Origin of the sequence: Clostridium putrefaciens (assembly GCF_900461105.1) — a bacterium.
Lineage (GTDB): Bacteria > Bacillota > Clostridia > Clostridiales > Clostridiaceae > Clostridium_L > Clostridium_L putrefaciens.
Genome location: NZ_UFWZ01000001.1, coordinates 1545288 through 1560607, shown reverse-complemented (window position 1 = coordinate 1560607; position 15320 = coordinate 1545288). Strand labels below are relative to the sequence as shown.

Genomic DNA, 15320 nt, shown 5'->3' with positions numbered 1-15320 from the left:
ATGGAAGGGAAAATTATTGGAGTAAATGGCCCTGTAGTAAAAGCTCAGGGTATGAAAGGCTTTAAGATGAGAGAAATGGTTACTGTAGGTAACAAAAAACTCATAGGAGAGGTTATTATACTAGAAGAGGATCTCGCTACAATACAAGTTTATGAGGAAACAGGAGGACTTAAAATAGGTGAAGCCGTGGTTTCAACTGGAAGTCCTTTATCACTTAAACTAGGACCTGGTATACTAGGAAATATATTTGATGGAATAGAAAGACCCTTAGAAAAGATAAATTCCATATCTACTGGGTTTATACCTGAGGGAATAGGTCTTATATCACTAGATGAAGAGAAGATATGGGATACAAATGTAATTGCTAAAGTGGGAGATAATTTAAGAGCGGGAGATGTTTATGCTACTATTCAGGAAACTCCTACAATACTTCATAAATTAATGGTTCCATCAGAAATGCATGGAAATGTAGTAGCTGTAAAAGAAAGTGGTAGTTATAATATAGAAACTGTTATAGTTACGTTAGATAATGGAGAAAAGGTTCATGAACTTAAATTATATCAGCAGTGGCCAGTAAGAACTCCAAGACCTGTAAGAGAAAGAAAAACTATATTTAAACCACTAATAACAGGTCAACGTGTTATAGATATATTTTTCCCAATAGCAAAAGGGGGAACCTGCGCTATACCAGGAGGATTTGGAACGGGTAAGACTATGACTCAGCATCAATTAGCTAAGTGGTCTGATGCGGATATAATAGTTTACATAGGTTGTGGTGAAAGAGGGAATGAGATGACAGAGGTTCTCGAAGATTTTCCAAAACTTATAGATCCTAGAACAGGTTTAGCACTTATGAATAGAACTGTACTTATAGCTAATACATCTAATATGCCGGTAGCAGCTAGGGAGGCTAGTATATATACAGGTATAACCTTAGCTGAATACTTTAGAGATATGGGCTATCACGTAGCTATAATGGCAGACTCAACTTCGAGATGGGCTGAGGCCTTAAGAGAAATATCTGGGAGACTTGAAGAAATGCCAGCAGAAGAAGGGTATCCAGCATATTTACCTTCAAGACTTGCAGAATTTTATGAAAGAGCAGGTTATGTTGAAACACTTAATGGTAACGAAGGATCAGTAACAGTAATTGGCGCCGTTTCACCAGCTGGTGGAGACTTTTCAGAGCCAGTTACTCAAAATACTAAAAGATTCGTTTCAGCATTTTTAGGTCTAGATAAAAAGCTTGCTTATGCAAGGCATTACCCTGCTATTAACTGGCTATCAAGTTACAGTGGATATATTAATTTATTAAAAGATTGGTATCAGGAAAATATAGCGGAAGATATAATAGAACTTAGGGCTAAGATGCTAAAAATTCTTTATGAAGAGGATAAGTTAAGTGAAATAGTAAAGCTTGTAGGTGAAGATGTACTACCAGATGATCAAAGGCTAGTAATGGAAGTGGCTAAATGCTTAAAGGTCGCTTTCTTACAACAAAATGCCTACCATGATCTTGACACCTATGTACCTTTAGAAAAACAGTATAAAATGTTAAAAGTAATTGAAAGCTTTTATGATGAGGGTAATAAGGCCGTTAAAATAGGTACACCTATATCAGTTATTATAGATAAAAACATAATGGAATCATTATATAAAATGAAATACAATGTACCAAATGATGATTTTTCTATTATAGATGAGCTAGATAAGGACATAAATCATCATTTTAATGAAATAATAAGGAAATATAAATAAGGAGGAACTGAAGTGAAAAAAGAATATTTAATTTTAGATAAGGTTCAAGGTCCTCTAATAATATTATCAAATGTAGAAGATGTAGCCTATGATGAGATAGTAGACATTGTAGTAGATAATAATCAGAAGAAAAAAGGAAAAGTGGTTCAAATATATGAAGACAAAGCAGTGATTCAAGTATTTGAACCAACTACAGGTATATCGGTAAATAATACATCTGTGCACTTTAGAGGGGAATCATTTAGAATTCCATTATCTAAGGATATCCTAGGGAGAGAGTTTAATGGTATAGGGGAACCAAGGGATAATGGTGGAGAGGTATATTCTTTAAAGAAATATGATGTAAATGGAAGACCTATGAATCCTGTGGCAAGGGAATATCCTAGAGATTATATTCAAACAGGAATATCTTCAATAGACTGCCTAGCTACACTAATAAGAGGGCAAAAGCTTCCTATATTTTCTGGAAATGGTATGTCACACAATGAATTAGCGGCTCAAATAGTAAGGCAGGCTAAAATATCAGGAGATAACGCAGATAATTTTTGTATAGTTTTTGGAGCCATGGGAATAAAGCACGATGATGCTAATTTCTTTAAAAAGAGCTTTGAAGAAGCTGGGGTTTTAGAGAAGGTAGTTATGTTCACAAACCTTGCAGATGACCCTATAGTAGAAAGAATTATAACTCCAAGATGTGCATTAACTGCTGCTGAGTATTTAGCCTTTGAAGAAGGTATGCATGTACTTGTAATACTTACTGATATTACAAGCTACTGTGAAGCTCTTCGTGAACTATCTTCTTTAAGAGAAGAGGTTCCAAGCAGGAAGGGATACCCAGGATATCTATACTCTGATTTAGCATCACTATATGAAAGAGCAGGCATGATGAGAGGGGTAAAGGGGAGTATAACACAAATACCTATACTAACTATGCCTAACGATGATATAACTCATCCTGTACCTGATTTAACAGGATTCATTACTGAGGGTCAAATAGTTCTAAGTAGAGGTATACAACAAAGGGATATATACCCACCTGTAAATATACTACCTTCCCTTTCACGTCTTATGAAAGATGGTATTGGTGATGGATACACAAGAGAAGATCATGCAGATGTCTCTAACCAAGTATTTGCTGCTTACTCACGAGTACAGGACATAATTGCATTAGCTCAAGTAATTGGTGAAGATGAACTATCAGATACAGATAAGATATACATGGAATTTGGGAGACTATTTGAAGAAAAGTTCTTAAAACAAGACTATGCTGAAAATAGAAGTATGGAAGAAACATTAGACTTAGCCTGGAGTATATTAGGCATAATTCCAAAAAACGAGCTTGATAGAGTATCTCCAGAAATGCTAAATAAATATTATAAAGCAGTGGTGAAGTAAAGTGGAAAATTTTGCTCCAACTAAATCTACATTAATATCAGCTAAGGCTTCTTTAGAATTTTCGAAAAAAGGCTTTGAATTGTTAGATAAAAAGAGAAATGTTTTAATAAGAGAAATAATGTCCTATGTGTCAAAGGCATATTCACTTCAAGAAGACATAAATTCAACCTTTGCGAAAGCCTACGAGGCATTAAGGGATGCAAATATAAACTCAGGTATACTAAATGTAGAGGATGTAGCTATGGCTATAGATGAATCTAAAGATTATGAGATAATATTTAAAAGTGTTATGGGAGTAGAAGTACCAAAGATAATATTTGAGAAAAAAGAAATTACAACTAAATATGGATTTTATAGAAGTACACCTTCTATAGATGAAGCTGTAAAGGAATTTAATAAGGTGAAATTTTTAACCTATGAGTTAGCAGAGGTAGAAAATGCAATATACAGACTGGCTATAGAAGTTAAAAAGACACAAAAAAGAGCCAATGCATTACAAAATATACAAATACCTAAATTTGGTGAGATAGTTAAGTTCGTTACAGAGGTTTTAGAAGAAAAAGAAAGAGAAGACTTTTTTAGACTAAAAGTGGTTAAGAAGAAGCACAAAAAATAGTAATTATTAAAAATATCACACTAAAATTTAGTGTGATATTTTTTTGATATTTAGAAAGGTTTTATTAAATTGTTTTACTAAACTATATTGAATGAAACTTATAGCAATGATATTATAGTATAATAAGGTATTAAAATAGATTAGATACAAGAAGGGGGTTTTGTTAATGAATATAAAAGATAGAATTAAACTGTTAAGGGCTGAAATGAAAAAAGATAAAGTATCTGCATACATTATTCCAAGTAGTGATTATCATCAAAGTGAATATGTAGCTAAATTTTTCAAATCTAGAGAGTGGATATCAGGATTTACGGGATCCGCTGGAACTATAGTTGTAACTGAAAATAAAGCAGGACTCTGGACTGATGGTAGATATTTCATACAAGCAAATAAGGAGTTAAAAGACAGTGGTATATATTTATTTAAGATGGGCATACCTAATGTACCAACCTATGATGAGTGGATCTTATCTGAGTTAAATAAAGGGGACAAGGTTGGATTTGATGGAAGAACTATATCTGCAAGTCAATACAATAAGATGGAAAAAGAATTTAGAACTAAAGAAATAACTATTGAATATAATTGCAAATATATAGATACAATTTGGGTGGATAGACCAGAGATACCTAGTGGAAAGATGTTCAAACATGAAGTTAAATATACAGGTAAGACTGCTATTGAAAAAATAAATGAAGTTAGAGATATATTAAAGAAAAAAGCTGCAACAGCTTACTTTATATCATCTGTAGATGATATTGCATGGTTATTTAACCTAAGGGGATCAGATGTTGCAAATAATCCCGTATTTTTATCCTATGCCCTTGTAACTTTAGAAAAAGCAATATTATTTGTAGATAAAAACAAGGTAAAAAACCTTGATTTAAGTGATTTCCATAAGGATAATATACAAATTGTAGATTATAATGATGTTGAAACAATAAATGATTACCTAGACAGTAAGGATAAGGTTTTAATAGATTTAGATAAGACTAATATATATTTATACAAGATAATTGAAAGTAAATGTAGTATAATGCCAAATTCAAATATTACAACAACGCTTAAAGCTGTTAAAAATACTCAAGAAATAAATAGTATGAAAAATAGCCACATTAAAGATGGTACTGCTATGGTTAACTTTATATATTGGCTTAAAACAAATATAGGTAAAGAAGAAATAACTGAAATATCAGCAACAGATAAACTTGAAAGTTTTAGAAAAGAGCAAGACCTCTTTATAGAACCAAGTTTTGATACTATAGCAGGATATAAAGATCATGCTGCTATGATGCATTATAAGGCGTCAAAGGAAAGCCAATATGTTCTAAAAAAAGAAGGATTATTTCTTGTGGATTCAGGTGGACAATATTTAGATGGTACTACAGATATTACAAGAACAATAGCTATGGGACCATTAACAAAGGAAGAAAAAGATGACTTTACCTTAGTATTAAAAGGGCATATAGACCTTAGTAGTGCTACATTTTTATATGGAACTACAGGATCAAATTTAGATATACTAGCAAGAAAGCCAATGTGGGATAGGTTTATAGACTATAAGTGTGGAACTGGTCATGGAGTTGGATTTCTCTTAAATGTTCATGAAGGACCACACAGAATAAGTACAGTACCAAGTGATGTAAGATTAGAACTTGGTATGATTGTAACAAATGAACCAGGTATATATAGAGAGGGCAAACATGGGATTAGAACTGAAAATGTACTTTTGACTGTAGAAAAAGGTGAAAGTGAATTTGGAAAGTTCTTTGGATTTGAAACTATTTCATACTGCCCAATTGACTTAGATGCAATAAACCCAGAACTTTTAACAAAGGTTCAAAAAGATTGGTTAAACAGTTATCATGAGATGGTTTACGAAAAATTATCTCCAAATCTTAAAGAAGAAGAAAGAAAATGGCTTTATTCAGTTACTAGAAATATCTAAAGATACGTTATTAATAAAGATAGAAGTATTAACAAAAAGAAGTCTTTGCAAATTAACTTGTAAAGACTTCTTTTTTGCTTAAATAAAGCCTTTTATGGTTGTAACAAAAATTATGCTGTAGGAATATAATGAATTAGACATAAGAAAGTTGGAATTTGAAGGAGCGATTTATATGAGCCATAAACACAAATGTAAATGCAAATGTTATTGCACACCATGTTGTCCGCCAGTGAATAATTGTTGTAATACAGGAGGAAACTCCTGCAATCCTTGGAACAACAATCAATGTGGTAATTCTGGAAATAACAATAATATACTTTGGTTATTAATATTACTTGGAGTATGTAGATAATAAAGGGGCTGTGGCACTAACAAATTAGTGCCACAGCTTTTTATTTAAAAAGATAAATATTCCATTAACTTATTAAATAATTTAAAATTTTAATATAGATTTAGAATACCTTAGCTTTTTAAGGTGTTTTATTTAAGATCTTTGTTATATCCAGTATTTTACCACATGGGATACATAATAATTATTATGTAAAGTAAATTTTTAATGTAAACTAAAAAATTGATTTTATTCAAAATAACAAATATACTTAAGTAGATAAATAAATAATGGAGTTGAATAATTAATGGAAGAAAGATTACAAAAATACATGGCACGATGCGGAGTAGCATCTAGAAGAAAAAGTGAACAATATATATTAGAAGGTATTGTAAAGGTTAATGATACGGTTATTAATGAACTAGGATTTAAAGTGGATCCTAAAAAGGATAAAGTTTATGTAAATGATAAATTAATAGAACCTGAAAAGGATAAGGTATATATAGTTCTTAATAAACCTGAAGGATATGTTACTACACTAAATGATGAAAGAGGTAGGAAGACTATATTAGATCTAGTAACTGTTGATGAAAGGATATTTCCAGTTGGTAGACTTGATTATGATAGTTCTGGGCTTTTGTTTCTTACAAATGACGGCGACGTATATAATAAAGTAATACATCCAAGAGAATCTATAGGTAAGACATACCTAGCATTAATTGAAGGAGATTTTAGTAATTCAGAACTAAACAGCTTTAGATCAGGTCTAGAAATAGACGAATATATTACAAAAAGAGCTAACATAGAAATAAAGGAAAGTTATAAAAACAATTCTTCTTTAGTAGAAATTACAATATATGAAGGCAAAAATCGCCAAATAAGAAAAATGTGTTCTGCCTTAGGTCATGAAGTTCTAAAACTTCAAAGAGTTTCTATTGGTGATATAACATTAGAAAATGTAGAAGAAGGTAGTTGGAGATACTTAAATGAAAGAGAATTAGATTATATAAAAGGGTTATAATAAGACTTTTATATTTATCTTTAACTATACGCAAACAAAGGAGATTTTATATTTATGTTTAACTATACAGCAGATATAAGTGTACTTTCACATAACATAATTAAAGATAATATAAAGAATTTTGATATAGCTATAGATGCAACTTTAGGAAATGGAAAAGATACAGACTTTTTATCAAAATACTTTAAAACTGTATATTCTTTTGAAATACAACATATGGCCATAGAAAATTATAAAAATAAAGAGATACAAAACGTGCATTTAATAGAAGAGTCTCACGAACTTATAGATAACATTATAAAAGACAGTGTCGATTGCATAATGTACAACTTAGGATACTTGCCTGGAGGCGATAAAAATATTACTACTAACTGTAAGTCTACATTGATAAGTATAAAAAAAGGACTAGAGCTATTAAAATCACAGGGCATTATGGCTATATCAATGTATAGTGGGCATGAAGAAGGAAAAAAAGAAAAAGAGGAAATATTAAAATATGCCTCTTCTTTAGACAAACTATTATACGGTTCAATGCTTCATGAAACACTTAATCGAAATAATGCACCCTCTCTTTTAATTATAGAAAAGAAATAAAGTAAAGAGGTATAAAAAGATAAAGATTTACATTAAAATGATTTTATTTATTGTTTAATTCTTCATTAAATGATAAAATGAAATAAATACTTCATTTTATTTTAAATGTGAAGAAAGGAACAGGAATACTTATGGAAGATAATCAAGATTTGATGCGAACCATACAAATGAAATTTCCGAGATTAAGTAAGGGGCAAAAACTAATAGCAGAATATATACTAAAGCATTATGACAAGGCAGCATTTATGACTGCAGCCAAACTTGGTTCTAGTGTTGGAGTAAGTGAATCTACCGTGGTTAGATTTGCAAATGAACTTGGCTTTAGTGGTTACCCAAACCTTCAAAAAGAATTACAAGAATTAATTAAAAATAAATTAACCACAGTACAAAGGATTGAACTTGCAAATGATTTTATAAGCGAAGAAAATGCACTTAAAGGTGTATTAAAATCTGATATAGAAAATATCAGAGCAACGCTTGAAAAAATCAATCATAAAACCTTTGAAGATGTGGTTAATAATATTTTTAGTGCTAAAAGGATATACATTATAGGTCTTAGAAGCTCCACTGCACTAGCAGAATTTTTAGGATTTTATCTAAATGTTATTTTAGATAATGTTAAAGTTGTAGGTAATGGTATTAGTGATATATTTGAACAGATCATAAGAGTTGGTGAAGGAGATCTAGTTATTGGTATAGGATTTCCAAGATACGCTAATAGAACAATTGAATCTTTAGCCTATGCTCAAAGCAGAAATGCTAAAGTTGTTGCTATTACTGATAGCCTACTATCACCATTAGCCTCACAGGCAGATTACACATTAATTGCACAAAGCAATATGGCTTCATTTGTTGATTCTTTAGTTGCGCCTTTAAGTGTTATTAATGCTTTAATTATTGCAGTAGGACTTAGAGAAAAAGAAAACATTTCCGATACTTATAATAGTTTAGAAAAGATATGGCAAGAATATGAAGTATATTCTTATAAAAATGTTGATGATAGATATTAAACTTACAATCAAACCTTTATTTTAATAAAGGTTTGATTGATTTTAATATAGATAATTGCAAAGTTAAGAATCTTTATAATTAAAGAAGGAATAAGAGACTTTACATTGAATATAATATATTGTCAGAAAGATTTATATTCAAATATAATGCAACATGCAGAATTACATTCATTTTAGGGGGGTATTATTAATGACAAATGAAACACTAAGTCCTAAGAAATATATTGAACAGGTAATTGTAAACGTTAAAGGTAGAAATGCTGGGGAACCAGAATTTATTCAAGCTGTAGAAGAAGTATTAGAATCATTAGAGCCTGTTTTAGAAAACCATCCAGAATATATAGAAGCTAATCTTCTAGAAAGATTTTGCGAACCTGAAAGACAAATAATGTTTAAGGTGCCTTGGGTAGATGATCAAGGTAAAGTAAATGTTAATCGTGGATTCAGAGTTCAATTTAATGGAGCTATAGGACCTTATAAGGGTGGACTAAGATTTCATCCATCAGTTTATTTAGGAATTGTAAAGTTTTTGGGTTTTGAGCAAGTGCTTAAAAATTCATTAACAGGACTTCCAATAGGTGGAGGTAAAGGTGGAGCTGATTTTGATCCAAGAGGAAGATCTAACGGAGAAATCAGGAGATTCTGTGAAAGTTTCATGGTTGAGTTATATAGACACATAGGTCCTGATGTAGACGTTCCTGCAGGAGATCTTGGAGTTGGAGCAAAAGAAATAGGATACATGTATGGATATTATAAAAGAATTAAAGGTGCCTTTGAAAATGGAGTTTTAACTGGTAAAGGCTTATCTTATGGTGGATGTATAGGTAGACCAGAAGCAACTGGAGCTGGTGTAACTTATTTTTGCGAGGAAATGTTAAAACATAATGGAACTACTATAAAAGGAAAAACAGTAGCTATCTCTGGATTTGGCCAAGTTGCTTGGGGCGTTTGTAAAACAGTTGCAGAACTTGGTGGTAAAGTTATCACAATATCAGGACCAGATGGATATGTTTATGATAAAGATGGTGTTATAACAGAAGAAAAGATTAATTACTTATTAGAAATGAGAAGTTCAGGAAGAGATAAAGCTGAAGACTATGCTAATAAATTTGGTGCTAAGTTCTTTAAAGGTGAAAAACCATGGGGAACTAAAGCTGATATCATAATACCATGTGCTACTCAAAATGATATAAGTTTAGAGCATGCAAAACAAATAGTTGATAATGATATAAAATTTGTATGTGAAGCTGCTAATATGCCATGTACAAATGAAGCTCTTAAGTATTTCTTAGAAAAAGGTTTAATAGTTGGACCAGCTAAAGCTGCTAATGCTGGAGGAGTTGCAGTATCAGCTCTTGAAATGGCACAAAACAGTATGAGACTTGCATGGACAGCTGAAGAAGTTGATGTTAAATTACATCACATAATGAAGGGTATCCATGACAATGCTATGAACGCAGCTGAATCTTGTGGATTCGGATACAATTTAGTAGCTGGTGCAAACATAGCTGGATTCTTAAAAGTAGCAGAAGCTATGATGCTTCAAGGAATTTACTAAAATATAATAAAAAGCAGCTAAAACTCAAAGAGTTTTAGCTGCTTTTTTTAGTTTTATTATAAAGTATATAATGTTAGAGTATAATTTTAGTAGGCAGAACTAGTATAAAAAACTATATAAATAAAAGGAGATGCAAAAACATCTCCCCAATACATAAATTATCCATTATAATTAAGTTGCAAACACAAAACTGAATGGAGTTGAATTTATGTATAATGTTAGTTTAAATGAAAATGGCTTAACTTTCAAGGAAATAGAGAAAAAGATTTATAAGATGGTTTGTGATGAAGCCTGCAATGTTTTAAAAAATGTGTTGGAAGCTTTAGATGAAAAGCTACTTAAAGAAAGAGATATTAAAGTATATAGAAATAAGGGACTTAAAAAGACTTGTTTAAGAACGATTATGGGGGATGTTGAATATTCAAGACGTATTTATCAGTTTGAACTTGAAGATGGTAAAACAGCTACTAAGTTCCTTTTAGATGAGTATCTAGGCATGGACACCATAGGTAATGTATCTATAAATCTTGTAGAAACTATTTTAACCAACGTGTCAGAAGTATCTTTTAGAAAAACAGCTGAAAATATAAAAACAATGTGTAATCAGGAAATTAGTGCTCAAGGAGTTTGGAACATAGTTCAAATGGTTGGAGAAAAGATAAATGAACTAGAAAAGCGTAAGATTGAACTAAATGAAAAAGGTGCGTTGAAAGGCAAAAAGGAAGTACCAGTGCTATTTCAGGAGCAAGACGGGGTATGGTTATCCATTCAGGGAAAAGATAGACCAAAGGGTAAGAATAGAAAAAAAGAACTTAAATTAGCAGTATCTTATACAGGTTGGAAGTTGCGTCCAGGCAGTAAAAAAGAATATGTTGTTATTGATAAAACTGTTTGTGCAAGTTTTAATAGTTCTAGCCACTTTAAAAAAGTTGCGGAAGCAACCATTGCTGAAAAGTATAATGTTGATGAAATAGAAACTAGGATATTAAATGGAGATGGTGCAAAGTGGATAAAAGCAACCTGTGAAGATCAAGACATACACTTTCAACTGGATCCATTTCATATAAGCCAAGCAATTATTAGAAAAGTAAGTGATAAAAAAGAACAGAAAGTCTTACTTAAGTTATTTAGGCAAGGGAAAGTTGATGAAGGGTTGGAAGCAATTGTTAACATGATGATAGAAAATAATAAAGATGAAGTTGTTTTTAAAAAGCTTACAGAGCTATATGACTATTTTGTACATAATAAAGAGGGCCTAGTTCCATATAAATTAAGAGACAATATAACTATGCCTACGGCACCCGAAGGGATAGAATATAGGCAATTAGGGACTATGGAACATAACATTTGCGATGTGTTAGCACATAGAATGAAAGGTAGAAAAATGAGCTGGTCTATTAATGGAGCCGATAACTTATCTAAAATTTTAGCAGAAAAGTTCAGCAATAGATTATTTAGTACCTTGGATAAGATCTATAAAAACATTATACCGAAGGGCGTTATAGATACTGTAATTCGTGAAATACCTTTATCCGCTTCCGCGGTTAATAAAAAGGGTACGAAATCTAAAGAATATAAGATACATACCGCGCCTATTCCTTATAGTGGAGCCGCGGTTACCTTGGGAAGAAAAGTAATACAAAAACTTTGTGGATTAAAAGGATTTGGAGATCTTAGTTACAATTAAGAATAAAAATGGTTAGGATAAATTATAAATACCCCATGTAAAATAATGGATAATAAATTAAATAAAATAGTTGCCCACTTTTACTTGACTCAAACGTATATAATTTATAAATTGACAAATATTTTATCAAAGTCTATCATTAAGCTAGTTAAATATAGTTATGAACTAGGAGTTGAACATATGAAAAAGGTTGTAGTAATAGGCGCAGGCCCTGCAGGGTTAATGGCCGCATTAAAAGCTTCAGAAAATAATATAGTTTATTTGATAGAAGCCAATGAAAAGATAGGGAAAAAATTATATATCACAGGTAAAGGAAGATGTAATGTTACAAACGCTAAGGACATAAGTGACTTTTTTGATTACATCCCTGGAAATCCAGAATTCTTATATAGTTCCCTTTATACATTTAATAATTTAGATGTAATGAATTATTTAGAATCATTAGGTGTACCTCTTAAAGTTGAAAGAGGAGATAGGGTATTTCCAGTGTCTGATAAATCTTCTGATATAATTGCTGCTTTTAGCAAAGAATTAACAGAAAAGAAGATTAAAATAATTTTGAATTCAAAAGTTAAAGATTTTTTATGTACCGATAACTTAATTACTTCAGTAATTCTACAAAGTGGAGAAGAAATAAAAGCTGATAATTTTATATTATGTACAGGAGGAGTATCCTACCCGCAAACAGGATCTTCGGGTGATGGATATAAGCTTTCAAAAAAACTAGGACATAATATAATTAAAGCAAAGCCTTCTTTAGTTCCTATAGCTCTTAAAGAGGAATGGATAAAAGATCTTCAAGGACTTTCACTTAAAAATGTTGAACTAAGTGTAATGAAAAATAACAAGACAATCTTTAAAGAATTTGGAGAGATGATATTTACACATTACGGTATATCAGGACCTATAGTTTTAACCTCTAGTAGATACGTAGATAATAAAGAGCCCTGTAAGATTAGAATAGACTTAAAACCATCCTTAGATGTTAATACCTTAGATAATAGAATCCAAAAGGATTTTATAAAATATATAAATAAAGATTTTAAAAATGCTTTAATAGATCTATTACCAAGTAAACTTATAGATGTTATAATAATGCTTAGTGGGATTTCTCCCGAAAAAAAGGTAAACACAATTACAAGAGATGAGAGAAAAACGCTAGTTAACTTATTAAAGAACATAGAAGTTAATGTAAAGGGATTAAGATCAATAGATGAAGCTATTGTTACAGCAGGTGGTATTGATACTAAGGAAATAGATTCCTCTACAATGAAATCTAAGATTATAGACAATTTATATTTTGCGGGGGAAGTAATAGATGTAGATGCCTTTACAGGAGGTTATAATGTTCAAATAGCATTATCAACAGGATACCTTGCAGGAAGCAGAGTAGGTGAGGCTTAATGCTAGCAATTAGAGGTGCTACTACAATTGAAGATAATGAAAAAGAATATATAAAAGCATCAACTATAGAACTTATAGATACTATGATAAAAAAAAATAATCTTACAATAGATAAAATTATATCTATTGTATTTTCCTGCACAAAAGACATAACTAAGGATTACCCAGGAAAGTATCTTCGGGAAGTTCTAGGCTTAACTAATACTGCAATTATGCACTTTAATGAGATGGAAGTAGAAAAAGAAAAGTACCTACCGCTATGTATAAGGGTACTTGTATTATACGATAATCCTAAAGATGATGCTAAAGATATCTATCCTATATATTTAAAAGGAGCTACAAACCTTAGAACAGATTTAAATAGGGTTTAGCAAGTTTAAATTTTAAGTGTTTTAAAAATATAAATAGCAATTATTAATATAATAGAAAAGGGGAATTATTTTGAGATTATCAGTAGCTATAGACGGTCCTGCAGGTGCAGGTAAAAGTACCATTGCTAAATTAATTGCAAAAAAGTTTGATCTTATGTATATAAATACAGGGGCTATGTATAGGGCTGTTACATTAACTGCTCTTATAAATAATATTAGTTCAAAAGATACTGAAGCATTATGTAACTTAATAGATACTATGGATATGAACTTTAAAAATGATAGATTAATATTAAATGGTAAAGATATAGAAGATGAAATAACACATCCCAATATAAGTAAAAATGTATCTGAATTTGCAGCCTTACCTGAGGTTCGACAAAGGTTAGTTAAATTGCAACAGGATATGTCAAAACAATATGATGTAATCATGGATGGTAGGGACATAGGTACAGTGGTTCTTAAAAGTTCACCATTTAAATTCTTTCTTACAGCCTCTCCTTCTGAAAGAGCTAAAAGGAGATATATAGAATTAACTAATAAAGGTTTAAGTGTGGAATATGAAGATATATTAAAAGATATATTAAAAAGAGACCATTTAGACACTACTAGAGATCTTGATCCTCTAAAAAAGGCAGAAGATGCTATAGAGATAGATACTACAGGTCTTAACATAGACGGTGTTGTAAATAAGATTTCTCAATATATAAAGATTTAAAGGGAGATAATAATGGGTGCTAAAATAATAATATCGGAAAACTCAGGATTTTGCTTTGGAGTAAAAAGAGCTGTGGAAAAAGCCTTAATTACTCAAAAGACCTTAAATAAGCCCATATATACATTAGGACCTCTAATTCATAATGAAAGTGTTATAAGTCACCTTAGAGACCATAAAATAGCCCCTGTAGATGTAGATAGCCTGTCTTCATTAGAAAAGGACGATACTATAATTATAAGATCTCACGGTATATCTAAAGATGTATATATGAAGTTAAAAGAAAAGGAACTTAATATAGTAGATTTAACATGTCCATTTGTATCTCATATACAAAAAAAAGTTAATAAATATTATGAACTAGGTTACTCTATAATAATAGTTGGAGATCCAAATCATCCAGAAATCAAAGGTATTAATGGCTGGTGTGATAATAGTGCACTTGTATTTAAAAATGGTGATGTAACTATCTCCTTACCTAAAAAGGTATGTATTGTGGCGCAAACTACAGAAAAGCAAGAAAACTTTGAAAAGGTTATATATGTAGTTGCTAAAGAATGTAAAGAATTCTTAGCATTTAATACTATATGCTCAGCTACAGAAACTAGGCAAAAAGACGCCTTTAATATTTCAAAAGAATCTGATAAGATGATAGTTATAGGTGGTAAGAATAGTTCTAATACAAATAAGCTATATGAAATATGCAAATCAAACTGCAAAGATACCATACACATAGAAACAGCAAAAGAATTACCTTTTGACTTTTTTAAGGTGCCTGAGTCTACTGTTATAGGAATTACAGCAGGTGCCTCTACACCGAACTTTGTTATAGATGAGGTACTAAATAAAATCAGTGAAGAAAAACATTCTTAATTTAAAATGATAAAACCTCATTAAGATGAATTACTATAATTCTTA

General features: G+C 30.9%; 13 protein-coding genes. All 13 read left to right on the top strand.

Translation table 11 applies throughout. The features are described from left to right. The 13 genes from DY168_RS06780 (at position 1) to ispH (ending at position 15275) form a co-directional block, all read left to right on the top strand. Positions 1-1758 carry a V-type ATP synthase subunit A gene (locus tag DY168_RS06780; protein WP_115641077.1) on the top strand — a complete coding sequence of 586 codons (1758 nt, stop codon included), beginning with the start codon at positions 1-3 and terminating at the stop codon, positions 1756-1758. A 12-nt stretch (positions 1759-1770) separates the two neighbouring features. Beyond that, the gene (locus DY168_RS06775) at positions 1771-3153 is read left to right on the top strand and encodes a V-type ATP synthase subunit B (RefSeq protein WP_115641076.1); all 1383 of its coding nucleotides are present in this window, start codon (positions 1771-1773) and stop codon (positions 3151-3153) included. A gap of 1 nt (position 3154) precedes the next feature. Beyond that, entirely contained in the window at positions 3155-3769 is a 615-nt protein-coding gene (locus DY168_RS06770; RefSeq protein WP_115641075.1) for a V-type ATP synthase subunit D, read from the top strand. 166 nt (positions 3770-3935) lie between these two features. Beyond that, positions 3936-5714: an aminopeptidase P family protein gene (locus tag DY168_RS06765; protein WP_115641074.1), complete on the top strand. Its 1779-nt coding sequence runs from the start codon at positions 3936-3938 to the stop codon at positions 5712-5714. 635 nt (positions 5715-6349) lie between these two features. Further along, the gene (locus tag DY168_RS06760) at positions 6350-7063 is read left to right on the top strand and encodes a pseudouridine synthase (RefSeq protein ID WP_115641073.1); all 714 of its coding nucleotides are present in this window, start codon (positions 6350-6352) and stop codon (positions 7061-7063) included. A gap of 54 nt (positions 7064-7117) precedes the next feature. Then, positions 7118-7657 carry a tRNA 5-(aminomethyl)-2-thiouridylate-methyltransferase MnmM gene (gene mnmM / locus DY168_RS06755; RefSeq protein ID WP_115641072.1) on the top strand — a complete coding sequence of 180 codons (540 nt, stop codon included), beginning with the start codon at positions 7118-7120 and terminating at the stop codon, positions 7655-7657. 131 nt (positions 7658-7788) lie between these two features. After that, the gene (locus tag DY168_RS06750; RefSeq protein WP_115641071.1) at positions 7789-8667 is read left to right on the top strand and encodes a MurR/RpiR family transcriptional regulator; all 879 of its coding nucleotides are present in this window, start codon (positions 7789-7791) and stop codon (positions 8665-8667) included. Between the two features lie 190 nt (positions 8668-8857). Then, positions 8858-10225: an NADP-specific glutamate dehydrogenase gene (gene gdhA, locus DY168_RS06745; protein WP_115641070.1), complete on the top strand. Its 1368-nt coding sequence runs from the start codon at positions 8858-8860 to the stop codon at positions 10223-10225. A gap of 208 nt (positions 10226-10433) precedes the next feature. Beyond that, positions 10434-11912: an ISLre2 family transposase gene (locus DY168_RS06740; RefSeq protein WP_115640254.1), complete on the top strand. Its 1479-nt coding sequence runs from the start codon at positions 10434-10436 to the stop codon at positions 11910-11912. 180 nt (positions 11913-12092) lie between these two features. After that, positions 12093-13316: a BaiN/RdsA family NAD(P)/FAD-dependent oxidoreductase gene (locus tag DY168_RS06735; RefSeq protein ID WP_115641069.1), complete on the top strand. Its 1224-nt coding sequence runs from the start codon at positions 12093-12095 to the stop codon at positions 13314-13316. Next, a complete protein-coding gene (gene aroH / locus DY168_RS06730) occupies positions 13316-13687 on the top strand; it encodes a chorismate mutase (RefSeq protein WP_115641068.1) in 372 nt (123 codons plus the stop codon). Before DY168_RS06735 ends, aroH begins: the two co-directional genes overlap by 1 nt. A 70-nt stretch (positions 13688-13757) precedes the next feature. Continuing rightward, a complete protein-coding gene (cmk, locus tag DY168_RS06725) occupies positions 13758-14405 on the top strand; it encodes a (d)CMP kinase (protein ID WP_115641067.1) in 648 nt (215 codons plus the stop codon). Positions 14406-14417: 12 nt separating this feature from the next. Next, a complete protein-coding gene (gene ispH / locus DY168_RS06720; RefSeq protein ID WP_115641066.1) occupies positions 14418-15275 on the top strand; it encodes a 4-hydroxy-3-methylbut-2-enyl diphosphate reductase in 858 nt (285 codons plus the stop codon). The last annotated feature ends 45 nt before the right edge of the window (positions 15276-15320 follow it).